This window comes from Microbacterium sp. 22215, assembly GCF_052045655.1.
GTDB lineage: Bacteria > Actinomycetota > Actinomycetes > Actinomycetales > Microbacteriaceae > Microbacterium > Microbacterium phyllosphaerae.
This window is the reverse complement of record NZ_JBQEPC010000001.1, coordinates 112787-137221: the sequence shown is the minus strand read 5'-3', so window position 1 is coordinate 137221 and position 24435 is coordinate 112787. Positions and strand designations below refer to the sequence as shown.

At 69.5% G+C, this 24435-nt stretch carries 23 protein-coding genes; 12 read left to right on the top strand and 11 right to left on the bottom strand.

Going from position 1 to position 24435, the window contains the following annotated elements; all coding sequences use genetic code 11:
- Positions 1–12: 12 nt before the first annotated feature.
- Complete coding sequence (locus ACTJKH_RS00725) at positions 13–654, top strand: SDR family NAD(P)-dependent oxidoreductase (RefSeq protein WP_440735389.1); 642 nt, start codon at positions 13–15, stop codon at positions 652–654.
- 61 nt (positions 655–715) lie between these two features.
- Here the strand turns inward: ACTJKH_RS00725 and ACTJKH_RS00720 are convergent, their stop codons facing one another.
- Positions 716–2209, bottom strand: a complete 1494-nt coding sequence (locus tag ACTJKH_RS00720) for an MFS transporter (RefSeq protein ID WP_440735388.1) — start codon at positions 2207–2209, stop codon at positions 716–718.
- A 150-nt stretch (positions 2210–2359) separates the two neighbouring features.
- On the opposite strand from ACTJKH_RS00720, the gene ACTJKH_RS00715 reads away from it, so the two are divergent.
- A complete protein-coding gene (locus ACTJKH_RS00715) occupies positions 2360–3427 on the top strand; it encodes a threonine aldolase family protein (RefSeq protein WP_440735387.1) in 1068 nt (355 codons plus the stop codon).
- 82 nt (positions 3428–3509) lie between these two features.
- Here the strand turns inward: ACTJKH_RS00715 and ACTJKH_RS00710 are convergent, their stop codons facing one another.
- Both ACTJKH_RS00710 and ACTJKH_RS00705 read right to left on the bottom strand, forming a co-directional pair.
- Positions 3510–5300 (bottom strand): sunset domain-containing protein, encoded by a 1791-nt coding sequence (locus tag ACTJKH_RS00710; protein WP_440735386.1) that lies wholly within the window; start codon positions 5298–5300, stop codon positions 3510–3512.
- 148 nt (positions 5301–5448) lie between these two features.
- Positions 5449–6051: an NUDIX hydrolase family protein gene (locus ACTJKH_RS00705; RefSeq protein WP_210098799.1), complete on the bottom strand. Its 603-nt coding sequence runs from the start codon at positions 6049–6051 to the stop codon at positions 5449–5451.
- 106 nt (positions 6052–6157) lie between these two features.
- On the opposite strand from ACTJKH_RS00705, the gene ACTJKH_RS00700 reads away from it, so the two are divergent.
- The 3 genes from ACTJKH_RS00700 (at position 6158) to ACTJKH_RS00690 (ending at position 9439) form a co-directional block, all read left to right on the top strand.
- Positions 6158–6823 carry an alpha/beta hydrolase gene (locus ACTJKH_RS00700; protein WP_440735735.1) on the top strand — a complete coding sequence of 222 codons (666 nt, stop codon included), beginning with the start codon at positions 6158–6160 and terminating at the stop codon, positions 6821–6823.
- A 252-nt stretch (positions 6824–7075) separates the two neighbouring features.
- Positions 7076–8785 (top strand): ABC-F family ATP-binding cassette domain-containing protein, encoded by a 1710-nt coding sequence (locus ACTJKH_RS00695; protein ID WP_440735385.1) that lies wholly within the window; start codon positions 7076–7078, stop codon positions 8783–8785.
- Positions 8786–8818: 33 nt separating this feature from the next.
- Positions 8819–9439 (top strand): hypothetical protein, encoded by a 621-nt coding sequence (locus tag ACTJKH_RS00690; protein WP_440735384.1) that lies wholly within the window; start codon positions 8819–8821, stop codon positions 9437–9439.
- Positions 9440–9535: 96 nt separating this feature from the next.
- Here the strand turns inward: ACTJKH_RS00690 and ACTJKH_RS00685 are convergent, their stop codons facing one another.
- The 4 genes from ACTJKH_RS00685 to ACTJKH_RS00670 form a co-directional block, all read right to left on the bottom strand.
- Positions 9536–10195 carry a response regulator gene (locus tag ACTJKH_RS00685; protein ID WP_440735383.1) on the bottom strand — a complete coding sequence of 220 codons (660 nt, stop codon included), beginning with the start codon at positions 10193–10195 and terminating at the stop codon, positions 9536–9538.
- On the bottom strand, positions 10192–11463 hold the full coding sequence (locus tag ACTJKH_RS00680; RefSeq protein ID WP_440735382.1) for a histidine kinase: 1272 nt from the start codon (positions 11461–11463) through the stop codon (positions 10192–10194). The genes ACTJKH_RS00685 and ACTJKH_RS00680 overlap by 4 nt, the downstream gene beginning before the upstream one ends.
- 26 nt (positions 11464–11489) lie before the next feature.
- Positions 11490–12245 carry a DUF998 domain-containing protein gene (locus ACTJKH_RS00675; RefSeq protein WP_440735381.1) on the bottom strand — a complete coding sequence of 252 codons (756 nt, stop codon included), beginning with the start codon at positions 12243–12245 and terminating at the stop codon, positions 11490–11492.
- Between the two features lie 155 nt (positions 12246–12400).
- On the bottom strand, positions 12401–12811 hold the full coding sequence (locus ACTJKH_RS00670; RefSeq protein ID WP_440735380.1) for a DUF6157 family protein: 411 nt from the start codon (positions 12809–12811) through the stop codon (positions 12401–12403).
- A gap of 69 nt (positions 12812–12880) precedes the next feature.
- Here ACTJKH_RS00670 and ACTJKH_RS00665 point away from each other — a divergent pair, with 69 nt between their 5' ends.
- From ACTJKH_RS00665 to ACTJKH_RS00640, 6 genes are all read left to right on the top strand, one after another.
- Positions 12881–17503 (top strand): ATP-dependent helicase, encoded by a 4623-nt coding sequence (locus ACTJKH_RS00665; RefSeq protein ID WP_440735379.1) that lies wholly within the window; start codon positions 12881–12883, stop codon positions 17501–17503.
- Between the two features lie 34 nt (positions 17504–17537).
- Positions 17538–18398 (top strand): EI24 domain-containing protein, encoded by an 861-nt coding sequence (locus tag ACTJKH_RS00660; RefSeq protein WP_440735378.1) that lies wholly within the window; start codon positions 17538–17540, stop codon positions 18396–18398.
- Positions 18398–19171, top strand: a complete 774-nt coding sequence (locus ACTJKH_RS00655; RefSeq protein ID WP_440735377.1) for a DNA-formamidopyrimidine glycosylase family protein — start codon at positions 18398–18400, stop codon at positions 19169–19171. Before ACTJKH_RS00660 ends, ACTJKH_RS00655 begins: the two co-directional genes overlap by 1 nt.
- Before the next feature lie 104 nt (positions 19172–19275).
- On the top strand, positions 19276–19683 hold the full coding sequence (locus ACTJKH_RS00650; RefSeq protein ID WP_210098806.1) for a DapH/DapD/GlmU-related protein: 408 nt from the start codon (positions 19276–19278) through the stop codon (positions 19681–19683).
- Positions 19684–19706: 23 nt separating this feature from the next.
- A complete protein-coding gene (locus ACTJKH_RS00645) occupies positions 19707–20447 on the top strand; it encodes a LysR substrate-binding domain-containing protein (RefSeq protein WP_440735376.1) in 741 nt (246 codons plus the stop codon).
- 35 nt (positions 20448–20482) lie between these two features.
- Positions 20483–21205, top strand: a complete 723-nt coding sequence (locus ACTJKH_RS00640) for a glutamine amidotransferase-related protein (protein ID WP_440735375.1) — start codon at positions 20483–20485, stop codon at positions 21203–21205.
- A 2-nt stretch (positions 21206–21207) separates the two neighbouring features.
- Here the strand turns inward: ACTJKH_RS00640 and ACTJKH_RS00635 are convergent, their stop codons facing one another.
- Positions 21208–21678, bottom strand: coding sequence for a glutaminase (locus tag ACTJKH_RS00635; RefSeq protein ID WP_440735374.1), 471 nt, complete (start codon positions 21676–21678; stop codon positions 21208–21210).
- A gap of 76 nt (positions 21679–21754) precedes the next feature.
- Between ACTJKH_RS00635 and purU the strand changes: the two genes are divergently transcribed.
- Positions 21755–22606 (top strand): formyltetrahydrofolate deformylase, encoded by an 852-nt coding sequence (gene purU, locus ACTJKH_RS00630; RefSeq protein WP_210098810.1) that lies wholly within the window; start codon positions 21755–21757, stop codon positions 22604–22606.
- Between the two features lie 31 nt (positions 22607–22637).
- Here purU and ACTJKH_RS00625 read toward each other — a convergent pair whose 3' ends face one another.
- From ACTJKH_RS00625 to ACTJKH_RS00615, 3 genes are read right to left on the bottom strand one after another with little or no spacing between them, the layout of a single operon-like run.
- A complete protein-coding gene (locus ACTJKH_RS00625) occupies positions 22638–23024 on the bottom strand; it encodes a type II toxin-antitoxin system VapC family toxin (RefSeq protein ID WP_210098811.1) in 387 nt (128 codons plus the stop codon).
- On the bottom strand, positions 23021–23278 hold the full coding sequence (locus ACTJKH_RS00620; protein WP_440735373.1) for a type II toxin-antitoxin system Phd/YefM family antitoxin: 258 nt from the start codon (positions 23276–23278) through the stop codon (positions 23021–23023). The genes ACTJKH_RS00625 and ACTJKH_RS00620 overlap by 4 nt, the downstream gene beginning before the upstream one ends.
- Positions 23279–23329: 51 nt before the next feature.
- Positions 23330–24376 carry an NAD(P)H-dependent flavin oxidoreductase gene (locus ACTJKH_RS00615; protein WP_440735372.1) on the bottom strand — a complete coding sequence of 349 codons (1047 nt, stop codon included), beginning with the start codon at positions 24374–24376 and terminating at the stop codon, positions 23330–23332.
- Positions 24377–24435: the final 59 nt, after the last annotated feature.

The window sequence follows — 24435 nt, the reverse complement described above, 5'->3', positions numbered from 1 at the left end:
AGAGTTGAGCACATGAGCGTCACAGATCGCACGATCGTCCTCGCCGGAGCCACCAGCGACTCCGGCCTCGCCCTCGCGCGCGCACTCTCGGAGGCGGGTGCGCGGGTCGTCGCGACCGGCCGCTCTGCCGATCGCCTGGAACCGCTGCGGGCGGTCGGCGCGGAGGTCGAGGTGGCGGACGCCACCTCCCTCGATTCGATGACAGACCTGGCCGCGCGTCTCGGCGCCGTCGACGCCGTGATCCCCCTGGTCGGCGGCTGGCGTGGGGGCGGCGGGCTCGCCGGACAGTCGGATGCCGACTTCACAGCGCTCCTCCCCGCCCTCGAGGCGGTGCGCGCGACCAGCCGGGCGTTCGACACCGCGCTGCGCGCGTCGGATGCCGGCCGCTTCGCGATCGTCTCGTCGACCGCGGTCGGTCGCCCTCTCGCCGGCGGTGCGAACTATGCGGCCGTGAAGGCGGCGAGCGAGGCGTGGACCCGCGCGGTCGCGCAGGGCTTCGCGAAGGCTGCACGGGATGCCGCGGAGCCGTTGCGGGCAGCATCCGTCGTGTTCCGTGCGAAGGCCCTCGATCCGGCATCCCTCGTGCCGCGTGTCCTGGCCCTGTGGGATGTCGACGCCACAGACCTCAACGACCAGATCATCACGCTCGACTGACGGACCCGATCATTGCGGGCGCCGCGACCCCGCCCTCGTCACCGTCTCGCCTCTGCCTGCGTCAGCGCCTGATCTCGGGGACCTCTGGCGGCAGCCCGCGCACGGGCGGCGGGGCGTCGGGCCTCGGGGCTCGGCCCTCCTCACCTGGGACAGCTCGGGCCGGAGCTTCCTCTGCCTCGCCGGCGGCGTGGTCGCCCTCGGCACCCTCCGCACCGTCGGAGTTCTCCGCGTTCGGGTTCTGCTCCGGCGCATTCGCGTAGAGCTCCGTGAGCTTGCGATACGACTTCGTGAAGAACGCCAGTGTTCCCGCGATGACCATGATGATGCCGGCGAACAGGCAGATCAGCGCGATACCTCGGGCCTCGCCCTCGCCGAGCAGCCACTCCCACTGCCGCTGACCGGCGTCTGTCTTCATGTACGGGATGATCAGGAACTCGGCGATCGGCGCGATCAGGAACGCCGTGATCGGTGCGGCGGCGGCCTCCATCGCGGCGGCCACTCCGAACACTCGACCCTGCCGGTCATAGCGGACGACCTTTTGGATGATCGTCTGCTCGGCGGCCTCGACCGGTGGCACGAGCGCCATGTAGACCCACATGCCGATGACGTACAGCGGCCACCACTCGCGCAGCATGAACACCGACCCGAGCAGCCCCATCGCGATGACGACGAGCAGGAGTGTGCGCATGGGTTTCGCGCCGAGACCGAACTTCGCGACCAAGCCGCCACCGATCAGGAAGCCGGTCGAGGCGAACGCGAGCGCGAATCCCCACATCTGGGCGTTGAACAGGGTCAGCCCGTACGGATCCATCAGCGCCATGTACACGCCGCCGATGAGGTTGTTGAAGGTCGAGAAGATGATCAGCGCGAAGAGCCCGGGCGCGAGTCTGATGGCCTTCACGCTGCCGCGGAAGTCGAGCGCGCTCGTGGCACCGGGGTCGGGGGTCGGCGCGCCCTCGGGGATGCGGATGAAGAGCAAATGCACGAACGTGAGCACCATGGCACCGATCGCGATCGCGAGCGTCCACCCCATGCCGAGGAAGCCGATCGACAGGCCCGAGAACACGCTCGTCACGAGGAAAGCGAGGCCCTGCACGGTGCCGACGAGGCCGTTGGCGTTGGCTCGTCGGTCTTCGGGCACGAGCAGCGTGACAGTCGTCGAGAGCGCGATGTTGCGCAGCTGCTCGATGACCCCGCCGAACAGGATGACCGCCGAGAACACCCAGAACCACGGACCGCCGAGGTCGAGCAGTGCCGATTCGGGCTGCCAGAGGTAGAGCACGCCGGCGACGAGGAAGGCGACGGCCGAGATGACGCTCGAGAGCAGCATCACGGTGTGCTTGCGATTGCGGTCGACGATCGTGCCGAAGATCATCGCGAAGAAGGCGATGAACAGCATGTACGCGCCGCCGATGACACCGGTCGCCAGCACCGACTGCGTCTCGATGTAGACCCAGAACGTGAGGGCGAACCACAGGAAGCTCGTCGTCACGTTCGCGATGAGCGTGTTGACGAGGACGTTGGCGAAGGCGGTCTTCGCAGCGGTGCGCTCCATGGGTTCGAGGGTAGGCGGGGCATCCGACATCCGGTAGGGGTCCCGATCCGCGGACCCGGCCCCGATCCGCGGACGAATCCGGCGGAACAGCGCGCAGATCGGGACACCGTGCGCAGATCGGGACCGGCATCCGCCCCGTAGGCTTGTCCGGTGACTATTCAGCATGACCCCGCTGTCCGGGGCTTCGCCAGCGACAACTATTCCGGCGTCCACCCCGAGGTCCTTGCGGCCATCGCGACCGCGAACGGCGGCCACCAGGTCGCGTACGGCGAGGATGCCTACACGGAGCGCCTGCAGGAGGTCTTCCGCACGCACTTCGGCGAGGGCGTCCAGGCCTTCCCCGTCTTCAACGGCACCGGTGCGAACGTCACCGGACTGCAGTCGATGCTGCCGCGTTGGGGCGCCGTGATCTCGGCATCCACCGCGCACATCAACGTCGACGAGGGCGGAGCGCCCGAGAAGATCGGCGGCTTCAAGATCCTCGCCGTGCCGACCGAGAACGGCAAGCTCACCCCCGAGCTCGTCGACCGCGAGGCCTGGGGCTGGGGTGACGAGCACCGCGCGCAGCCGCTCGTCGTCTCGATCACGCAGTCGACCGAGCTCGGCACCCTCTACTCCGTCGACGAGATCCGTGCACTCGCCGACCATGCGCACGAGCGCGGCATGACCCTGCACCTCGACGGCGCCCGCATCTCGAACGCCGCCGCCGCCCTCGACGTGCCGCTGCGCGCCTTCACCCGCGACGCCGGCGTCGACGTGCTGAGCTTCGGCGGCACCAAGAACGGCGCCATGCTCGGAGAGGCCATCGTGGTGCTGAACCCCGAGGCGTCGAACGGCCTGCAGTACTCGCGCAAGTTCAACATGCAGCTGTCGTCGAAGATGCGCTTCGTGTCCGCCCAGCTGATCGCCCTGCTCGAGGGCGACCTGTGGCTGCGCAACGCCCAGCACGCGAACGCGATGGCCCAGCGCCTGCGCGGGTCGATCGAGGCAGGCATCGCCGACGGCACGATCAACGGCGTCGCCTTCACCCAGGCGACCCAGGCGAACGGCGTCTTCGCTCAGCTTCCCGACGGCATCGCCGACCAGCTGCGCGAGTCGTTCCGCTTCTACGACTGGGATGCCGCTCGCAACGAGGTCCGCTGGATGTGCGGCTTCGACACCGAGGAGTCCGACGTCGACGAGTTCGTCGCCGAGCTCGCGCGCCTCACCTCGCGCTGAGCATCGGGTCGCGGTCGCGACATACGAAAAGACCCACCGTCAGAAGTCATGACGGTGGGTCTCTTGGTGTGCGGGATCTCGCTCAGCGCTTCGACTTGCGGTACCCGGCCTTCACGGCCGCCGCCTCACTCGAGAAGCAGGCCTCCGGCTTGGTCTTGGCGTAATACGCGCCGGACTTCACGTGGTAGATCATCGAGCTCGCGTTGCCCTTGATCGGCGCCCATGCCGGGCAGTTCCAGGTCGAGACGGGCTTCGCCTGCGCGGGGTAGCTGACGACTCCGGTCGCCGCCGACACCTTCGCCGCCGAGATGTATCCGCTCTTCGTGCCGGTGACCTTGACCGTGATGCGCGACCGCACGAGACCTGCTGTCAGCGCGAGCGACGAGCTCGTCGCACCCTTGATCGCCTTGCCGTTCGCGTACCACTGGTACGAGAGCTTGGTGCCGCTCGTCCAGGTGCCGGGCGCAGCGGTCAGGCGCGAACCGAACAGCGCCGCGCCCTTGATCCCGGGCACCGGAGCCGCGAGGATCCCCTTCACCGCAGCGGTCGCCTTCGAGCGCTTGGCCGCCGTCGCATACCCCGCCTTCGTGCCGGTGACGACGACGGTGATCGTCTTGACGGCTGCGGATGCCGGGATCTTGAACGAGGCCGCGGTCGCCTTCGAGACGGCGACGCCGTTGACGTACCACTGGTACGCCAGCTTCGTGCCTGCTGTCCAGGTGCCTGGCTTGGCCGTGAGCGTCTGCCCGACCGTCGCTGTGCCGGCGACGGTGGGCACAGGAGCGGCGAGCAACCGCAGCACCGCTCCGGTGGCCGCGGAGACGAGCGACTTCGGCGCGAACCCAGTCTTCGAACCGGTGACCTTGACGGTGATCCTCTTGCCACCGACCGCGGCCGCGAGCACCAGAGACGACGTGGTGGCCTTCGCGATGGCGACTCCATCGGCGTACCACTGGTAGCTCAGCGCCGCGCCCGTGGTCCAGGCACCGGGCGTGACCTTGAGCGTCTGGCCGACGGTGGCGGTACCGGCCACCGTGGGGGTGGAGCTGTCGATGATACGGAGGGCGGCGAGAACGGCCGAGACTCCCGAGGCGACGGATGACCCATCGAACTGCACCGTCGTCGCCTTGGCGAACGTCGGGGAATCGTTCCACCACTCCGACACCGCGCCCGGTGCGGCCGACAGGAACGCGACGCGGTACTGTCCGACGGGCATCCCGCCGACCGCGTAGGTGCCACCGTCGGTGACATAGTTCGCCGCCACCGCGACCTCGCCGCTGCCGTCGAGCGGATAGACCGCGACCGCCACCTTGTTGCCCGCAAGGCTCACGCCCGCGGGCCCTGTGACGGCGCCGGAGATCAGCGCAGAGGGCTGAAGCACGATGTCCTGGCCCGTGAGCCCTTCGGCCGGAAGCGTGATCGCCGCAGGTTCGGTGTCGATCACCGCCCGCCCCTCCGAGAGCACCGAGAGGATGAGATCGCCGATCGGCGCGCGCAGCACATAGGTTCCGTCGAGAGCGACGGATGCCGCCGCGACCGCCGAGTTGTCGCCGTCGGCTGCGTAGGCCACGACGAAGGTGCGGCCCGTCGTCGGCACCGCCGGGAAGACGATCGTTCCCGAGATGTCAGCCGAGCCCTGGGGTGCATCGGCGGGAGGCGTGGCGACCAGGGCCGCGGCATCTCCCAGAGCGAGGGGCAGCTGATCGGCGACCCCTGCGTGTGCCGGAGCGACGACTGTTGCAGGTGTCGAAGCCGCGACCGGCACGGATGCAGAGGCCGGCGCCGCAACCGCGACGAGAGTCGACGTCAGCAGAGCGGCAGCGATGCCGATGGCCGCGACGCGCGACGAACGGGTGAGGGCAGGGAACACCATGAGGCATCCTCTCGGGCACAGGACGTGGCCACGAGACCGCCGTCAGACACGGCGCTCTGGACAGATCACCTGAGATATAGATACACCGGAATACAGTTCCGCGCCACACTCGATGGAGAAATTACTCGGTCGCGGCAGACCTCGGTGTCTAGCGCAGCAGTCCGAGGTTCGCGAGAGCCTGGCGGATCAGCGTGCCGCGGCCGCCCTCCATCTCGGCGGCGACGGCATCGGAGCCGGCGGCCTCAGGGGTGAACCAGGTGACCTCGAGCGCGTCCTGACGCGGCTCGCAGGTACCGGTCACCGGCACCACGAAGGCGAGCGAGACCGCGTGCTGCCGGTCGTCGTGATACGCGCTGACGCCGGGGATCGGGAAGTACTCGGCGACCGTGAAGGGCAGCGGCTGCGGAGGCAGCAGCGGGAAGGCCATGGGGCCCAGGTCGTTCTCGACGTGACGGAACAGCGCGTCGCGGATCGTCTCGCCGAAGCGCACCCGCCCCGACACGATCGTGCGCGTCATCTCACCCATCGGAGTGGAGCGCAGCAGGATGCCGATCTCGATGACCTGGCCCGACCCGTCTGTGCGCACAGGGATCGCCTCGACGTACAGCATCGGCAGACGGCGGCGCGCCTCTTCGAGCTCGAAGTCGCTGAGCCAGCCCGGATTGCCGTCACGAGACGGGGTCTGCGCGGAGTCGAAACCTCCGAGACCGTCTTCGGGCTCGGGCTCGGGATCAGGTGTGCGGACGGACATGTGTCCTTTCTACCAGCCGCACCCGTGACCGGACACCGACTTGACAGCCGCCACCGGCATACGATTCGGGCTCAGGCCCCCACCCGTGTCAGACCCCACTGGCAGGATGGTGCACGTGAGCGAAGAACTGACGATCGACGACGCCCTCACACGCTGGTCCACCGCGGATCGGTCGGGCACACCGCTGCTGGTGCTGCTGCACGGCTACGGTGCCGACGAGCACGACCTCTTCGGGCTGATGCCCTACCTGCCGGAGGGCATCGCCGTGGCATCCGTCGCCGCTCCTCTCGCTCCCCCGTGGCCGATGCCCGGTCGTTCCTGGTACGCGATCGAGGGTCTCGACGGACGCAACTCCGACTCCGTCACCGCGGCCGCGGAGGCGTTTCTGCGGTGGCTCGACGACGCGGCGGCGAATGCTCCGGCCGTGGCCCTCCTCGGCTTCTCGCAGGGCGCGGCCGTCGCGCTCCAGGCCATGCGTCTCTCCCCCGAACGGGTCGCCACCGTCGTGGCGCTCAGCGGATACGTCGCCGAGGGAGAGCTGCCGAACGACGACGCATTGACCGAGCTGAAGCCCCACGTCTTCTGGGGGCGCGGCACCAATGACCAGGTGATTCCCGAGGCACGCGTCGCCCACACGGCGCAGTGGCTTCCGGCGCATTCCGAGCTGTCGGGTCGCGTGTACACCGGGCTCACGCACAGCATCTCCGAAGACGAACTCCGAGACGTGCACACCTTCCTCACGAAGTGGCTGGATCGCGCCCAGAAGGCGTGAGTCCAGAACTGCGACACGCCCGGGGTTGCGAGAACGCGACACGCCCGGGTATCGTCGTGGAGTCCTGTCCGCCGTGTCTGGAAGTCCTTTGATCTGATCCGTCGCTTCCGCGCCCACTCTTTCGCGCGCTGACCCGACGATCGCCGACTCCACGGCAGACCATCACCGCTGTCTCTTTCGACTGCGCGTCCCGCTCAGACGGGACCATCGGTGACCGGTGTCAGTGCACCCTCGCACTCGACAGGAGACACCATGTCAGTCCCCACTCTTCATTCCTCGGTCACTCTCGACCGTCTCACCTTCACCTGGCCCGACGGCACGACCGCGCTCGACGCGGTGTCCGGCTCCTTCGGCTCCGGTCGCACCGGTCTCGTCGGTCGCAACGGCGCGGGCAAGTCCACGCTGCTGCGCCTCATGGCCGGCGAGCTGACCCCGACCTCGGGGTTCCTCACCGCGACCGGCGAGGTCGCCTACCTGCCGCAGCAGCTCACGCTCGACGTCGATCGCAGGGTCGCCGATCTGCTCGGAATCGCCGCGCCTCTGGACGCGGTCCGGGCGATCGGCGCCGGCGACGTCGATCAGGCCCATTTCGATGCGGTCGGCGACGAGTGGGACATCGAGGCGCGCGCCGAGATGTCGCTCGCCGACGCCGGTCTCGCACCCGAGTTCCTCGACCGCACCGTCGGCGAGCTCTCGGGCGGTGAGGCCGTGCTCGTCGCGATCGCCGGCATCCGGCTGCGGCGTGCACCGATCACGCTGCTCGACGAGCCGACCAACAACCTCGATCGCGATGCCCGCGCGAAGCTGGCGTCGATGGTCAGGTCGTGGAAGGGAACGCTGATCGTGGTCAGCCATGATCTGTCGTTGCTCGAACTCATGGACGACACCGCCGAGCTCTATGCCCAGACACTGAGCGTGTTCGGCGGCCCGTACTCCGAGTGGCGCGCGTGGCTGGACGCCGAGCAGGAGGCGGCCCGGCAGGCGGAGGTCACCGCGAAACAGGAGTTCCGCAAAGAGAAACGTCAGCGAATCGAGGCCGAGGTGAAACTCGCCCACCGCGCCCGCACGGCGAAGAAGGCCGAGATCGAGAAGCGCGTGCCGAAGATCATCGCGCACGGTCGCAAGATGGCCGCCGAGGTGTCGGCGGGCAGATTGCGCACCGAGGTCGGCGCGAAGGAGGATGCCGCGCGCACGGCTCTCGACGAGGCGGGTCGGCGCCTACGCTCCGATGCCTCGATGAAGATCGAGCTGCCGGATCCGCAGGTGTCGCGCAGCCGCCGGATCGCCCAGATCGACGACGGCGAGCACTCGTGGATCATTCAGGGCCCCGATCGTGTCGCGCTGATCGGGCGCAACGGCGCAGGCAAGACGACGTTGCTTGAACGGCTGGTGGCGGATGCCGCCGGCGGCGTTCACGATTCAGCACAGATGCCGCCGATCCGTTCCGATGACGGCTCGGCGGGTGCCCGTGAGGAATCCCTGCTGAATACGGAACGACCGGCGCCCGGCACGGATCGCCCGGTGCTGACGGCGACCGCCCTCACCGACCGCATCGGGTACCTGCCGCAGCGCGTCGACGGGCTCGACGAGAGCCGGTCGGTGTTCGAGAACATCGCGGATGCCGCCCCGCAGGTGCCCGAGAAGGAGCTGCGCAACCGACTCGCGAGGTTCCTCATCAGAGGGGCCACCGCCGAGAGGCCGGTCGCGGCGCTGTCAGGCGGCGAGCGCTTCCGTGTGGCGCTGGCGAAACTACTGCTCACGGACCCCGCGCCTCATCTCCTCGTGCTGGACGAGCCGACCAACAACCTCGATATCGACACCGTCGATCAGCTGATCGAGGCTCTGCGCGTCTACCGCGGGGCGGTGCTCGTCGTGAGCCACGACGACGCGTTCCTCGCCAGGCTCAATCTGGGGCTCACTCTCGAGGTCCAGTCGGACGGCTCGCTCGCAATGACTCCATGAGGACGGCTTCCCTGCGCACGCCATAATGATCTCGTGTCCGAGAACCCGATGGGCTTTCCGCTCAGCGCGCAGGAGCGCGGCGTACTCAAGACGCGCCTCGTGGCCGACCCGCTCGACCACGAGGCGCGCCTCGGCCTCGTCGCCTGGTACCGCGGGGAGGGCCACGGTGATCAGGCGGGCCGTTATGCGATAGCAGTGGATGACCTCGCCACTCAGGACGAGCTCCGCCAGTACGCGTCACTGCTGCGCGGATCGGGCGCGGACGACGATCGGATGCGCGAGTTGAGCAGGTTGCCGAAGGACTCCGTGGTCGAGCAGCGAGCGTCGGCGATGCTGAAGTCAGCGCTGGCACCGACCCCCACCCGATTCGGCAATATCGTCGACGGTCTCGCATCGATCGCGTGGGTGGTCTTCGGGATCCTTGTGCTGGTCACGCTGATCACCACCTTCGTGGTCACCCTGCGCGGTGAACCCTCCGCGCCCGACATCGCCGCGACGTGGGCCGCGATAACTCTGTTCGCTGCGGCCTTCGCCAGCGGCATCTCAGCGATCGCGCTCGCTGTCGGGAGAACTCCCATCGCCTCGTCGGTGTTCGCCGCAGTAGCGATCCTGGCCACCTGGGGTGCGATCGCGCTCCACCCCTTCGTCCTCTGAATCCAGCTCGCAGGGCGCCGGCCGAGTAACCGAGTGTGGGCGATCTCGTGGTCCTTTCGAAGGCCGCGCTGCGCGAGGTGGGGTGAGAACCGGGGCTCAGACGAGGCCCGCCTCGTAGGCGAAGATCACCGCCTGCACGCGATCACGCAGATCGAGCTTGTGCAGGATGCGGCCGACGTGGGTCTTCACCGTCGATTCCGACACGAAGAGCGCTTCCCCGATCTCGGCGTTGCTGAGCCCTTTCGCGATCGCGAGCAGGACATCCTGCTCGCGATCGGTGAGGATGCTCACCCGCTCGTCGTCCGGCTCCGTCTCCCGGGGCAGCTGGGCGGCGAAGAGGTCCAGCATCGCCCTGGTGACGCGCGGGGAGACGAGTGCATCCCCCGCCGCGATCGAGCGGATCGCGGCCATCAGTTGAGCCGGAGGCGTGTTCTTGAGCAGGAATCCGCTCGCTCCGGCACGCAGGCTTCCGAACGCGTACTCGTCGAGATCGAACGTCGTGAGCACCAGAACGCGACTGCCGGGCGAACTGCGGACGATGCGGCGCGTCGCCTCGATGCCGTCCATCTCCGGCATCCGGATGTCCATCAGGATCACGTCGGGGGTCAGCTCTGCCGCGAGATGCACGGCTTCCGCACCCGAGGCCGCCTCTCCGACGACCTGCATCTCCGATTCGGCGTCGAAGACCATGCGCATGCCGCGCCGGATCAGCTCGTGGTCGTCGACGATCAGCACTCGGATGGGCTGCGGGTTCATCGCTGCTCCTCTTGTTCGGGTCTACCCTGCCCGGGGATCACAGCGCGCACGCGCCAGCCGCCGCCCGGCATCGCCCCTGTCTCGACCGAGCCCTCGTAGAGGTGCACCCTCTCGCGGATGCCGATGAGCCCTCGACCGGAGCCGACCGATGCTGCTGCCGGACCGGGCTGCCCGTCGTCGGTCACGTCGATCACCGCATCGGATCCGGCGAAGTCCAGGGTGACGACGACCTCGCGCGGCTCCCTTGCATAGCGCAGGGCATTGGTGAGCGCCTCCTGCACGATCCGGTGGACCGCGTTCTGCAGCGCGGACGAGGAGGGAGCAGATCCGAGCACCTGGACGGTTACCGGCAGCCCCGCCGAGCGGAAGTTGTCGACCAGCGCCGGGATCTCCTGCAGGCCCGGATTCGGACGCAGCGGATCGGTCTGATCCTGCGATTGTGGGTCGTCTCCGAGTGCGCCGAGAAGCTGTCTCATCTCGACCAGAGATTGCCTCCCGACGTCGCCGATCTCGCCGATCGCACTCCGCGAACGCTGCGGGTCCTTCTCCGCGAGCGCTCCGGCGCCGTCCGCCAACGACACCATCACGGACAGGCTGTGCGCGACGACGTCGTGGATCTCGCGAGTGATGCGCGCCCGCTCGGCGAGTGTCGCCAGCCGCGCCTGCTGATCGCGCTCACGGGCGAGTTGATTCGCACGATCGACGATCGCCCCGATGTAGCGTCTCCGGTCACCCACGGTGATCCCCATGAGCGCCGCGATCAGCAGGAAGACCGATGAGATGAGATCGATCGGACCGAACGGGAAGGCAGGACGGTCGCGCAACAGACCATCCACGAACGGCACGAAGAGTGCGACGACCAGCATCAGGATGCCGAAGGCGATCCAGCCGCTGCGGCTCGATCGGTAGACGAAGACCGCGTAGAGCGCGAGCGCCGCCCCCAGAGGCTCTGCGACGACCCCGAGGATGATCGAGACCACCGCGATCGCCCCGAAGACCGCCACCGCAGCCCAGGGGTGCCGGCGCCGGAACATCAGCGAAACTGTGCCGACGATTGCGGCTGCCGCGGGGAACACGACGTCGACGCTCGGTGTCCAGACACCCGAGGACAGGGGCGTGAGCAGCGCCGCGAACGTCGCGAGGATCAGATAGACGCCGGCCACCACGGAGTCGACGAGCCAGGGATGCCCGTTCCAGAAACGGCGAACCGCTCCTGCGGGCCGTGGGAGCGCGGCGGTCGCCTCGGAGACCGACGGTGACTCTGCCATGCAACGACTCTACGCACCCCACCGGATCAGTGCATCGAGACGAGCGAGCGCTCGTCCACGTCTGCACCGATCACGTCGGTCTGTGTCGTGACAGCGCGCGTCGACATCTCGGCGGCATCGAGTCCGACCGCATGCGCTGTCGCGAATCCGAGGATCATGAGCCAGCCCATCCCGATCGTGGTGGCGACGAGTTCGAGGATGCTCCCGATGTCGGTGCGGAACTGCAGCAGTGAGAGGATGCCGCCGGCCCCGGCGATCACGGCCGTGAGTACGCCGGCCCCGAGCGACAGCCTGCGCAGCACCGGGCGGCCGTCGATGAAGGACGCCTGGAGCATCGCCACCGCGGCGAGCGCGAAGGCGAGCACCGCGGCCGCGGTGTGCACGAGATCCTGCCACGTGAAGGTGTCTCCCACCGGCAGCGGGCAGCCCGAAGTGCACGGCACCTGGGAGGCGAGGAGGAACAGCGACGACGCGATCGCGATGGAGAGTGCCGGCGTCCACAGGCTGAGCACCGGGGCGGTCGAGCGCAATCCGCGAGCCGCCCATGCGACGGCGAACCCGCCGACGGCGAGCAGGATCAGCGCGATCTCGAACGCGCCGGCGGTGGGTTCCCCGTCCGCTCCGAGGCCACTCACGTAGAGAGTCCTGTCGGTGCTCAGACGGGCGAGCCAGATGAGCCCGAGTGCCACTCCGACGAGTACGCTGCCGACGATCGGGGCGGCCGCTCGCGTGACGACGAACGTGGACGGGATGGAGCGGGCGGAGGTATCGGTGGAGGACATACTGCGACGCTAAAATCGCGCCCCCACTCGCCGCGTCGGCCTGGGACACCCCCTTTCGGGCGGTGTCGTACTTGAGGATGACCCGGCTCACGGCACGGTCGTTGGCCTGTCTCCTCGTGCGTCGGGCGACAATGACGGCTCGCCCGGCCAGACCCTCAGGCGCGCCGGCTCCGCATCGCGCGAGTGTGGACGATCGCGGGGTCGGCGGCGAGCAGCGTGTAGTCCTCGGACTCTCGAGGCACGAGCGCGACCCGCCCCTCGGCATCGTGGGCGATGCCCCATCCGTAGCGCTTGCCCAGAGGTGAGGAGCGCAGGCAGGGCTGGCCTTTCGAGAAGAACGCCTCACGCGCCGCGGCGTCGTCGGGGTCGATCCCGGCGCGCAGCGCATGGGTCGTGAAGATCACGTCGTCGGAGGTGTGCGCATACGGCTCCTGCGCGATCAGCCGGTAGTGCAATGCGGCGACTGTCGGCTTCTCGCCCGTCGGCGGCTCCTCGGCGTGGTCGACGGGGCAGTCCTCGGCCACCTCGATGAAGGTGCTCAGATAGTTCGTGGTGTGCGCCGCCATGCCTACAGCATGCCCTGCCCCTCCGACAATGGCGACGCCGATGTCGGAGGCTCGGGTGATGATGGAGGGATGAGCGACGTGCTCGAACGCTTCACCCCTGCCACACAAGACTGGTTCCGGGGTGCGTTTCCCGCACCCACGCCCGCCCAGGCAGGAGCCTGGAACGCGATCTCGGCAGGAAAGCACGCTCTCGTCGTCGCCCCCACCGGCTCCGGCAAGACCCTCTCGGCGTTCCTCTGGGCCATCGACAGCGTGTTCCGCGAGCGCACGGCGAGCATCGAACGCACAGGGAAGAAAGAACCCGCAGGCAAGAGGGAGCGGAAGACAGACCGGGAGAACGACAGCTCTCGCACCCGCATCCTCTACATCTCCCCGTTGAAAGCACTCGGTGTCGACGTCGAGCGCAACCTGCGCTCTCCGCTGATCGGCATCGGACAGTCGGCGCGGCGGCTGGGCGTCGAAGCTCCGGCGGTGACGGTCGGCGTGCGCTCGGGCGACACGACGTCGAGCGATCGCCGCAAGCTCGTCTCCGATCCCCCCGACATCCTCATCACCACCCCCGAGTCGCTGTATCTGATGCTCACCAGCCGCGCGGGCGAGACGCTGCGCGACGTGCATACGGTCATCATCGACGAGGTGCACGCGGTCGCGGCGACGAAGCGAGGCGCCCACCTCGCGGTGAGCCTCGAACGGCTCGACGCCCTGCGTCGCTCCCACGGTCACGAGAGCCCCGCTCAGCGCATCGGCCTCTCCGCCACGGTGCGCCCGATCGATGAGGTCGCGCGCTTCCTCGGCGGTGCCGCCCCGGTCGAGATCGTGGCCCCACCGGCGTCGAAGACGTTCGAGCTCGGCGTCGTCGTCCCCATGGACGACATGACGAACCCGCCGCCACCTCCCGGCGCGCCGAAGGATGCCGGCGACTCCGCCGACGCCGAGTACACCGAGGTCACCGGTTCCGTGTGGCCGCATGTCGAGGAGGCGATCGTCGATCGCATCCTGCAGAACAAGTCGACCATCGTGTTCTCGAACTCGCGCCGTCTCGCCGAGCGCCTCACCGGACGCCTGAACGAGATCTACTCCGAGCGCATCGGCGTCGCCCTGCCCGAGGCATCGGTGCCGGCGGCCATGATGGCGCAGGCCGGCGCGACCGCCGGGGCCGACCCCGTGCTCGCCAAGGCCCACCACGGCTCGGTCTCGAAGGAGCAGCGCGCCCAGGTCGAGGAGGAACTCAAGTCCGGCGTGCTGCGCTGCGTCGTCGCGACGAGCAGCCTCGAGCTCGGCATCGACATGGGAGCGGTCGACCTCGTGATCCAGGTCGAGGCTCCGCCGTCGGCCGCATCCGGGCTGCAGAGAGTCGGACGAGCGGGCCACCAGGTCGGCGAGATCAGCCGCGCGGCTCTCTTCCCGAAGCACCGTGGCGACGTGCTGCACACCGCGATCGTCACCGAGCGGATGCTGGCGGGCAAGATCGAGGCGATCCAGGTGCCGCGCAATCCGCTCGACATCCTCGCCCAGCAGACGGTCGCCGCTAGCGCCCTCGGCGAGATCGGCGTCGAGGAGTGGTTCGAGACCGTGCGGCGCTCGGCGCCCTTCCAGTCGCTTCCCCGATCGGCCTATGAGGCGACCCTCGACCTGCTCGCCGGGCGGTTCCCCTCCGACGAGTTCGCCGAGCTGCGGCCGCGGCTGGTGTGGGACAGAGATGCCGGCACACTGACCGGGCGCCCCGGTGCTCAGCGCATCGCCGTCACGAGCGGCGGCACGATCCCCGACCGCGGCCTGTTCGGGGTGTTCGTGGCCGGCGAATCCACCGGCGCCCGTGTCGGCGAGCTCGACGAGGAGATGGTCTACGAGTCGCGGGTCGGTGACGTGTTCACCCTCGGCACGACGAGCTGGCGCATCGCCGAGATCACGCACGACAGGGTCAACGTCATCCCCGCGTACGGCCAGCCGGGCAAGGTGCCGTTCTGGCACGGCGACGGCATCGGCCGTCCGTTCGAGCTGGGCGAGGCGCTCGGCAAGTTCTCTCGAGAGGTGTCGGCGGCGACGCCCGAGAAGGCGGCACAGCGGCTGATCGAGGCCGGACTCGACGAGCAGGCGCGGATGAACCTCATGGCGCACCTCACCGAGCAGCGCGAGGCGACGGGCACGCTGCCGACCGATCGCACCCTCACGGTCGAGCGCGGTCATGACGAGGTCGGCGACTGGCGGGTCATCCTGCATTCCCCCTACGGCATGAAGGTGCACGCACCCTGGGCTCTGGCGATCAACGCACGCATCCGCGAGCGCCTCGGTGTCGAGGGTTCCGCGGTCGCGAGCGACGACGGCATCATCGTGCGCATCCCGGATGCCGAGGCCGAGCCGCCCGGCGCCGAGCTGTTCGTGTTCGACCCCGACGAGCTCGAGCAGCTCGTCACGCAGGAGGTCGGCGGATCCGCGCTGTTCGCCTCCCGGTTCCGCGAGTGCGCAGCACGTGCCCTGCTGATGCCGCGCACGAATCCCAACCGGCGCACACCTCTGTGGCAGCAGCGCCAACGGTCGGCGCAGCTGCTCGAGGTGGCGCGTCGGCATCCGACCTTCCCGGTGATCCTCGAGACGCTCCGCGAGGTGCTGCAAGACGTCTACGACCTCCCGTCGCTGCGCAAGCTCGCGGTGTCGATCGCCGACCGCCGCATCCGACTGATCGAGACCCAGCCGTCGCAGCCCTCGCCCTACGCACGCGACCTGCTTTTCGGCTACGTGGGCGCGTTCATGTACGAGGGCGATTCTCCGCTCGCCGAACGCCGTGCGGCCGCCCTCTCGGTCGACCCCGCGCTTCTCGGCGAGCTGCTCGGCACGGTCGAGCTGCGCGAGCTGCTCGACCCCGACGTCATCGCCCAGTTCGAGCGCGAGGCGCAGCGCCTTGACCCCGAGCGGCGCGCACGGGGCCTCGAGGGCGTCGCCGACCTGCTGCGGATGCTCGGTCCGATGGACGCTGCCGAGATCGACGCGCGGCTCGACCCCGAGACCGGGTCGGCCGCGGATCATCTCGATGCGCTGATCGCCGCACGACGCGCGATCCCCGTCACGGTCGCCGGCACGACCCGCGTCGCCGCCATCGAAGATGCCGGGCGACTGCGCGACGCGCTCGGCGCGGCGCTGCCCACCGGCATCCCGGTGGCGTTCCTCGAACCCCTCGCCGACCCGCTCGGCGATCTCGTCGCGCGGTACGCCCGCACGCACGGCCCCTTCACCACGGATGCCGTCGCGACGCGCTTCGGTCTCGGTGCGGCCGTCGCCCGACACACCCTGCAGCGGCTCGAGCACTCGGGGCGCCTCACCAGCGGATACTTCCTCCCTGAGGCCTCCGGCTCGGGGAACGAGACCGAGTGGTGCGACACCGAAGTGCTGCGGCGTCTGCGGATGCGGTCACTCGCCGCGATCCGCGGCAGCGTCGAGCCCGTGTCGCCGGAGGCGTATGCACGGTTCCTTCCCGACTGGCAGCACCTCGGCCGCCCGCTCGAAGGGCTCGACGGCGTCCTCGCGGTGATCGAGCAGTTCGCCGGCGTTCCCATCCCCGCGAGCGCCTGGGAGTCGCTCGTGCTCCCGTCGCGGGTGCGCGACTACTCCCCTGCCCTGCTCGACGAGCTGACCGCGTCGGGAGAGGTCATCTGGTCGGGTCACGGCACCCTGCCCGGTCGCGACGGCTGGGTCTCACTGCATCCGGCCGATCTCGCGCCCTTCACCCTGCCCGAGCCCGACGACGAGATCGCCGCCGACTCGCTGGAAGCCCGCGTGCTGGTCGCACTCGAGGCCGGCGGGGCCTACTTCGCCTCCCAGCTGAAGGAGATGACCACCGCGGAGAACGAGCAGTCCGTGCTCGAAGCGCTGTGGGCGCTCACCTGGGCGGGCCGAGTGACGAACGACACGTTCGCCCCGATCCGCTCGTTGCTCGCGGGCGGTTCGCAGGCGCACCGGGTCACGAGGCGCGCACCCCGCACGCGGACGTACCGGGGCATGTCGCTGGCCCGCACCGCAGCGCGACCGTCGTCGATCGGCGGGCGCTGGTCGCTGCTCGCCTCGGTCGACACCGACGCCGCTCGCCGGGCCACTGTCACCGCCGGCCTCCTGCTCGACCGGTACGGCGTCGTGACCCGCGGTGCCGTGCAGGCCGAGGGTGTGCCGGGCGGCTTCGCCCAGACCTACCGTGTGCTCGCCGGATTCGAGGAGGCCGGGCATTGCCGCCGTGGCTACGTGATCGAGCGGCTGGGTGCCGCGCAGTTCGCGGCATCCGCCACCGTCGACCGCCTTCGCACCTTCGCCGGCCTCGCCGATCCACCCCCGCGGAAGGCGGTCACGCTCGCCGCGACCGACCCCGCCAACCCCTACGGAGCCGCGCTCGGCTGGCCGAAGCGAGACGATGTGTCGCACCGCCCCGGACGCAAGGCCGGCGGTCTGGTCGTCCTCGTCGACGGATCACTGACCCTCTACCTCGAACGCGGCGGGCGCACCGTGCTGTGCTTCACCGACGACGCCGAGGTCCTGCGCGCCGCGGCGACGGATCTGGCCGCGACCGCTCGCGCACGACGCCTCGACACCCTCACGGTGGAGAAGGTCAACGGCGAGGGCGTGTACGGCACCGATCTCGCCCTGGCGCTGCAGGAGGCGGGGTTCGTCGCGACGCCCCGCGGCTACACACTCCGCAAGGCGATCTGACGGTGGCCGTGATCGCTGCTCCTAGGCTGGACGCATGATCGGGGAGTTCTTCGACGGCATCCGCACTCTGTTGCGCGGCTTCGGCACCTGGCGCCGCCGCCCCGGCCTGATGGCCCTGGGACTCGTTCCCGGCATCATCGCCGCGGTCGTCCTGCTCGCCGGACTGATCCCTCTGGCCCTCTCGCTCGGACCGATCTCCGACGCACTGACGCCGTTCGCCGACGGCTGGATCCCCGCCTGGCGCTCCGCCCTCCGGGCCGCCGTGGGGGTCGTGATCTTCGCCGCCGCCCTCGCCCTCGCGAGCGCGGTGTTCAGCGCCCTCGCCCTCGCGATCGGCGATCCCTTCTATCAGCGCATCTGGCGCGCGGTCGAGACGGACCTCGGCGACGCACCTCCCTCCGACGGCGGCGGATTCTGGATGGCGGTCGGCGAGGGCCTCCGTCTCATCATCCTCGGAATCCTGATCGCGATCCTCGTACTGCTCCTGGGGCTCGTTCCGCTGGTCGGCGGATTCCTCGCGGCGGTGACGGGCGTCGTGCTGTCGGGGCGGATGCTGGCACGCGAGCTCACGAGCCGCGCTTTCGACGCCCGCGACCTCACCCCGGTCGACCGCGCCACACTGTTCCGTGGCAGCAGGGCGCGAGTGCTCGGTTTCGGCGTGGCCACCCAGCTGTGCTTCCTGATCCCCGGCGGCGCGGTCGCCGTCATGCCGGCCGCGGTCGCGGGTGCGACGACGCTCGCGCGCACCATGATGCAGCGGACACCCTTGCAGGCGGTCGCTCACGAGACTCGGCCGCCTTCCTCGCCTGGCTTCCGCCAAGCGCCCCTCCCCCCGCCGCCTGCGCCCGGGGCCGCGTCCGCCCCTCTGCCGCCCCCTGGACCGGGTCGCATCTGATGCCCGAGGGCGATACGGTCTTCCGCGCCGCCAAGCGGCTCGATGAGGCGCTGGTCGGCGGCGAGGTCGCCCGCTTCGACCTCCGCGTCCCCCGCTTCGCGACCCTGGACCTGACCGGCCAGCCGATCCACTCCTCCATCGCGCGAGGCAAGCACCTGCTGCTGCGCATCGGCGACAGCACCCTGCATTCCCATCTGCGCATGGACGGCGCTTGGCTCGTCTATCGCGCGGGTGAGAAATGGCGGCATCCGGCGTTCAAGGTCCGTGCGATCGTCGGCACCGCGCAACGCGAGGCCGTGGGCATCGATCTCGCCGAGATCGAGGTCGTGCCGACGCGCGACGAAGATGATCTCGTCGGCTATCTGGGTCCGGATCCGCTCGGTCCGGACTGGGATGCGGCCGAGGCGGCGCGGCGTCTGAGCGCCGACACCCGGAGCATCCACGTCGCCCTGCTCGACCAGCGCAACGTCGCAGGGTTCGGCAACGAATACGCGGCCGAGCTGCTGTTCCTGCGCGGAGTTCTGCCGACCACGCCTGCCCCCGAGGTCGACGTCGCCGCCCTCCTCGACCTCGGCGTGCGCACGATCCGGGTGAACCGCGATCGCCGTCACCGCACCTTCACGGGCGTCGATCGCCCCGGCCAGGGCACCTGGGTGTACGGCCGGGCAGGGCACCCCTGCCGACGGTGCGGGACCCTGATCCTCCGCGGGGAGCAGGGCGCGGATCCGACCCGCGAACGCATCACATTCTGGTGTCCGGTCTGCCAGCGCTGACCCGCTTCCACGCTCGGAACGACCCGCTTCCATGCTGGGGAATGAATCCGGCGACCTCGTGGTTATTGATATATCCGGAGCACTCCGGAACACGGGGAGGAATCGTGGGCAAGAACTACGTCGACATCGAGAACGACCAGGGAGCGACGCTGCGCTACCGCAAGCACGCCAACGGTCGAGGACTCGTCGCGCACGGCGCGAAGGTACACCCGAAGGCGCTCATCGAAGCGGGTGCGTACATCGAACCCGGAGCGCGCATCGGCGCCGGGGCGACGATCGCCCGTGGCGCCTGGATCGAACCGGATGCCGTGATCGGCGAGGGTGCGCACGTCGACGCGCACGCACACATCGGCCAGGGCGCAGCCGTCGGTGACGGCGCGCACATCGGAGTCCGCACCGAGGTCGGCGCCGGAGCGCGCATCGTCCGAGGCGCTCGTATCGGCGATGACGAGACTGTCGCCGCCGGCCTGACGGTGGCGACAGACCCGAAGGGCCTCTGGCTCGCAGCCTGACGACGACGGGTACCCTGGAGCACATGGCGACTCAGGGACGACGACCGGCGGGGCGCGCCGGCAAGGGTTCGCCCGTGCGCCGCAACAAGGCGGCCCCGGCGCAGCGCTTCCCGCCGCCCAAGCCTCCGAAGAAGACCGCCAAGGTCGTCTTCGACGCCCCCGGGGCAGAACCCGAAGAGCCCCGGACGTTCCGCCTCGGCGTCGTGCCGGGAGCCACGCCGGGTAAATGGATCGATGCCTGGAAGACGCGGATGCCGCACGTGCCGGTCGAGCTCGTGCCGATCGAGGTCGCGACCCAGACCGAGTCCCTCGACGACCTGGACGCGGCGATCGTGCGTCTGCCCCTGGCCGACGATTCGCTGCATGTGATCACGCTCTATGACGAGGTGCCCGTCGTGGTCGCCTCGATCGAGTCGCACCTGCTCGCCGTCGACGAGCTCACTGTCGCCGACCTTGCCGGTGAGCTCGTGATGACGCCGATCGATGATCCGCTCGGCCCCCTCGACATCCCCGGAGCCGTCGCACCGACCTTCGCGCCGCTTGCCGTGGCCGACGCGATCGCGACCGCCGCGACCGGCACGGGCATCGTGATCGTCCCGATGTCGCTGGCGCGTCTGCACCACCGCAAGGATGCCGGCCACCGACCGCTCATCGACGGTCCGGTGTCGACGGTGGCGCTCGCCTGGCGTCGCGATCACACCACCCCTGACGTCGAGACGTTCATCGGAATCGTCCGCGGCCGCACCTCGAACTCCTCCCGGTGACCGGAGAGCGACGAGGTCGTCGTTAGACTCTCGTGGTGGTCTCGCTTCTCTACGTCTGTGTGCGCCCCGAGCTGGGGGCGGCGGATGCCGAACACGCCTCGTTCCGACGGGCGCTCGGCGTCGATGTCGTGGACCGCCTCGATCTGCTGACCGAGCGTCTGGACCCGGCCCGCCTCGTGCGGTACACCGGCGTCGTGGTCGGAGGCTCGCCGTTCAACGTGAGCGATGCGCACAAGTCTCCGGTGCAGCTGCGGGTCGAGGCCGATCTCGAGCAGATCGCCCGACGGGCGATCGCGAGCGAGATCGCCGCGTTCTTCACGTGCTTCAGCATCGGGGTCGTGACCCGGATGCTCGGCGGCGAGGTCACGTCGGACACTCCCGAGTCGGCGAGCGCCACCGTGATCGAGACGACCGAGGCCGGGGCAGCGGATCCGGTGTTCGGCCCGAGCTCCCCCGCACTCACCGTCTTCACGGCACACAAGGAGAGCGCTGCCGCCGTGCCCGAGGGCGCTGTGCTGCTCGCCACGAACGACACGTGCCCCGTGCAGGCGTACCGCGTGGGCACGCACCTGTACACGGCGCAGTTCCACCCCGAGCCCACGCCGCGCGACTTCGCCGACCGCATGACGTTCTACCGCACCACCGGGTACTTCGACCCCGACGAGTTCGACCTCGTGCAGGGGCAGGTGCTCTCGGCATCCGTGACCGAGGGCGCGGCGCTCCTGCGTCGGTTCGCGCAGACGTTCGCCGCGGCCTGAGCTCAGCCCCGCAGCAGCTCGACGCGCTCGCGCAGGTACGCCTCCAGCGGCATCCACCCGCCTGCCGTGCTCCAGTGCACCGACGGCACGCCGTCGATCAGCTTCAGCGGACCGGACTCCCCGCCCGCATCCACCGCCTCCACGTCGATCACCGTCCAGCCGATGTGCGCGACCTCACCCTCGCTGAAGCCTCCGCGCAGCGCGAGTGCCCGCCGAGCGGCACGCTCGCGTGCGGACTCCGCCGTGTACCCGCGCCGACCGGGATCGGCAGCGCGCAGCACCTCCGACGTGGCGAACGCGTGGGTCTCGGTGAGCAGCAGCACGCCGAGGTGCCAGGCTTCGCCGACGCGGACGATCCGCTGGCCGCGCCAGCGCGAGTCGCGCTCCTCGCCGAGCCCCTCTTTCGGAGCGCCCGCGAGCGCCTCCCTCGCGTCGGCGAGAAGCTGCGAAGCCGTGCGGCCGATCTCCTGCATCCCTCCAGGGTAGGACCGCGATTCGCCCGGGGGTCGCATCCACGGCAGAATCGATGCACACCCCCGAGGAGTCCCCATGTCTCAGCCCGACACCGCCCGCCTGCTGATCGCCTGCGACGATCAGCCCGGCATCGTCTCCGCCGTCGCCGGTGTGCTCGCAGCCCACGGCGCGAACATCATCTCGCTCGACCAGCATTCGACCGACTCCGAGGGTGGTCGGTTCTTCCAGCGCACGGTGATCCATCTGCCCGGCCTCTCGGCCGCGCGACCCGCTCTCGAGGCAGACATCGCACAGGTCGCCGAACGGTTCGGCATGGAGTGGTCGCTGCATGACACGGCCCGTCGCAAGCGCGTCGCGATCTTCGTGTCGAAGTACGACCACTGTCTGATGGAGCTGCTGTGGCGCACCCAGCGCGGCCAGCTCGACGTCGACATCACCATGGTGGTCTCCAACCATCCCGACCTCGCCGAGTCGGTGCGCTCGTTCGGCGTGCCGTTCGTGCACATCCCCTCGGGCGACAAGCAAGCGATGGAGCAGCGTCAGCTCGAGCTGCTGAGCGGCAACGTCGACCTCGTGGTGCTGGCGCGCTACATGCAGATCCTCACCGACGGCTTCATCGAGGGCCTCGGCGCACCGATCATCAACATCCACCACTCGTTCCTGCCCGCGTTCATCGGCGCGAACCCGTACGCACGCGCGAAGGACCGCGGCGTGAAGCTGATCGGCGCGACCGCGCACTACGCGACGGCCGACCTCGACGAGGGCCCGATCATCGAGCAGGATGTCACCCGCGTCACGCACTCCGAGTCGGCCGCCGACCTGCAGAGCCGCGGTGCCGACGTCGAGCGCCTGGTGCTCGCACGTGCCGTGCAGTGGCACGCCGAGGACCGCGTGATCGTGCACGGCCGGTCGACCGTCATCCTCTGAGTCGAGCAGGAGCGCGAGCTGTGCGGCGTATCTAGCCGATCACGTCGACAGCGAGCCCACGCGAGGCGGTCGCCAGACGCTTGTCATTCGTCCAGAGCTCCGTGCACTCCGAGAGCTGGGCTGCGGCGAGATGCACGGCATCGGGGGTCTTGAGCCTGAAGTCCGCGCGCAATTCTGCGGCCCGGACGAACACGGCCACGTCCAGATCGACGATCTCGATCCGATCGAACAGCGCGAGGTACCGGTCTCGCACCTCGACATTGCGATCTCGCAGTGGTCCGACGAGACATTCCTGCAGGGCGAGAGGGCTGGATGCCACTGGTGAGTCGACCGCTGCGAGCGCTCTTCTCACCGCGTCGCCGCGTGGGCCGGAGTCCTCGAGCGCATAGATGAGGATGCACGAGTCGAGATAGATCATTCCCAGGAATCTCGGCTGTCTTCGATCTGAGCATCGAGTTCCGACGCTTCGCGGGTGAGTCGCTCAGGAAGGGGATTCCCCTCGATCCACTCGACGAGAAGCCGTCCGCTGCGCACCACGTCGACCGGACCGACAGGAACGATCCTGGCCACGGGTGTTCCCCGCTTGGTGATGACGACGTCTCCCCCGGCCTGGGATTCGGCGATCAGCCGGGAGAGGCTGTTCCGCGCCTCCAGCACATTGTGCGTTGACATGAGGCCATTCTAGCCATCTTCCTAGCCAGGATCCACGGTCAGGGGCACCGATCACGGCCTGGGCGGCACCCCCGCCAGCATCTCGGCGAACGCATCCGCGGCCGTGGCGTAGCGTGCGAGCGGTGCGCCTTGGCCCATCCACAGCGACTGCAGCTCGCCGAGGTTCTGCTGTCCGGCCGCCGCGCGGAATTGACCCGTGAGCCAGTTCTGCATCGGGAACCGTGCGATCGTCCCGCTGGCCTCGATCGCCCGCACGACGCGATTGCGGGCGCCGCGAGCGAGACGCCCACTCATCGCCCGGGTGAGCACGGTGGCGTCGGCGGCGGTCGTGCGGATCGCGTCGCGGTGCGCGTCGTTCGCTGCGGATTCGGCGGTGGCGAGGAACGCGGTGCCCACCTGCACGCCAGAGGCCCCGAGCGCGAACGCCGCAGCGACTCCGCGCCGGTCGGCGATCCCACCGGCGGCGATCACGGGCACATCCACCGCATCGACGACCTGCGGGATGAGCGCGAACGTGCCGACGAGCGACTCCTCGGGCGGACGCAGGAACGACACCCGATGCCCGCCCGCCTCCAGCCCGGTCGCGACGACGGCATCGACCCCGACGTCGTCGAGCGCAGTGGCCTCGGTGACGGTCGTCGCTGCCCCCACGACCCGGATGCCGCGGCTGTGGGCCTCGTCGACGATCTCGACCGAGGGCACTCCGAAGACGGTGCTGAGCACGGGGGGCGCGGACTCCCAGATCGCGTCCAGCTGCTCGTCGAGTGGGGGCAGGTAGCGGTCGGGCCTGCTCGGAACCTCGACGCCCACGGCCTCGAAGAACGGTTCGAGCGCCTGGGCGAACACGGTGTGCTGCGGGTTCGGCGCGACCTCGTCGCCGGTGGGCAGCCAGATGTTGACCGCGAACGGACGAGACGTCGCCGCGCGAAGGGCCGCCACGGTCGAGCGGATGCGATCGCCGTCGTAGCCGTAGAGGCCGTATCCGCCGAGGCCGCCGGCTTCGCTGACAGCGGCGGCCAGTGCCACGGACGAGAGTCCGCCGAACGGGCCGAGGAAGATCGGATGCTCGATGCCGAGCAGCTCGCACAGGTCAGTCATTCTTCGAGGCTATCGCCGCCCCGCTGCGTCGCGGCGGGCCCGCCGACCGATCCTGCTCC

Coding starts and splice junctions, on each gene's coding strand:
- ACTJKH_RS00725 (WP_440735389.1), top strand. CDS start 13: ATGAGCGTCACAGATCGCACGATCGTCCTCGCCGGAGCCACCAGCGAC.
- ACTJKH_RS00720 (WP_440735388.1), bottom strand. CDS start 2,209: ATGGAGCGCACCGCTGCGAAGACCGCCTTCGCCAACGTCCTCGTCAAC.
- ACTJKH_RS00710 (WP_440735386.1), bottom strand. CDS start 5,300: ATGGTGTTCCCTGCCCTCACCCGTTCGTCGCGCGTCGCGGCCATCGGC.
- ACTJKH_RS00705 (WP_210098799.1), bottom strand. CDS start 6,051: ATGTCCGTCCGCACACCTGATCCCGAGCCCGAGCCCGAAGACGGTCTC.
- ACTJKH_RS00700 (WP_440735735.1), top strand. CDS start 6,158: ATGGTGCACGTGAGCGAAGAACTGACGATCGACGACGCCCTCACACGC.
- ACTJKH_RS00695 (WP_440735385.1), top strand. CDS start 7,076: ATGTCAGTCCCCACTCTTCATTCCTCGGTCACTCTCGACCGTCTCACC.
- ACTJKH_RS00685 (WP_440735383.1), bottom strand. CDS start 10,195: ATGAACCCGCAGCCCATCCGAGTGCTGATCGTCGACGACCACGAGCTG.
- ACTJKH_RS00680 (WP_440735382.1), bottom strand. CDS start 11,463: ATGGCAGAGTCACCGTCGGTCTCCGAGGCGACCGCCGCGCTCCCACGG.
- ACTJKH_RS00675 (WP_440735381.1), bottom strand. CDS start 12,245: ATGTCCTCCACCGATACCTCCGCCCGCTCCATCCCGTCCACGTTCGTC.
- ACTJKH_RS00670 (WP_440735380.1), bottom strand. CDS start 12,811: ATGGCGGCGCACACCACGAACTATCTGAGCACCTTCATCGAGGTGGCC.
- ACTJKH_RS00665 (WP_440735379.1), top strand. CDS start 12,881: ATGAGCGACGTGCTCGAACGCTTCACCCCTGCCACACAAGACTGGTTC.
- ACTJKH_RS00660 (WP_440735378.1), top strand. CDS start 17,538: ATGATCGGGGAGTTCTTCGACGGCATCCGCACTCTGTTGCGCGGCTTC.
- ACTJKH_RS00655 (WP_440735377.1), top strand. CDS start 18,398: ATGCCCGAGGGCGATACGGTCTTCCGCGCCGCCAAGCGGCTCGATGAG.
- ACTJKH_RS00645 (WP_440735376.1), top strand. CDS start 19,707: ATGGCGACTCAGGGACGACGACCGGCGGGGCGCGCCGGCAAGGGTTCG.
- ACTJKH_RS00635 (WP_440735374.1), bottom strand. CDS start 21,678: ATGCAGGAGATCGGCCGCACGGCTTCGCAGCTTCTCGCCGACGCGAGG.
- purU (WP_210098810.1), top strand. CDS start 21,755: ATGTCTCAGCCCGACACCGCCCGCCTGCTGATCGCCTGCGACGATCAG.
- ACTJKH_RS00625 (WP_210098811.1), bottom strand. CDS start 23,024: ATGATCTATCTCGACTCGTGCATCCTCATCTATGCGCTCGAGGACTCC.
- ACTJKH_RS00620 (WP_440735373.1), bottom strand. CDS start 23,278: ATGTCAACGCACAATGTGCTGGAGGCGCGGAACAGCCTCTCCCGGCTG.
- ACTJKH_RS00615 (WP_440735372.1), bottom strand. CDS start 24,376: ATGACTGACCTGTGCGAGCTGCTCGGCATCGAGCATCCGATCTTCCTC.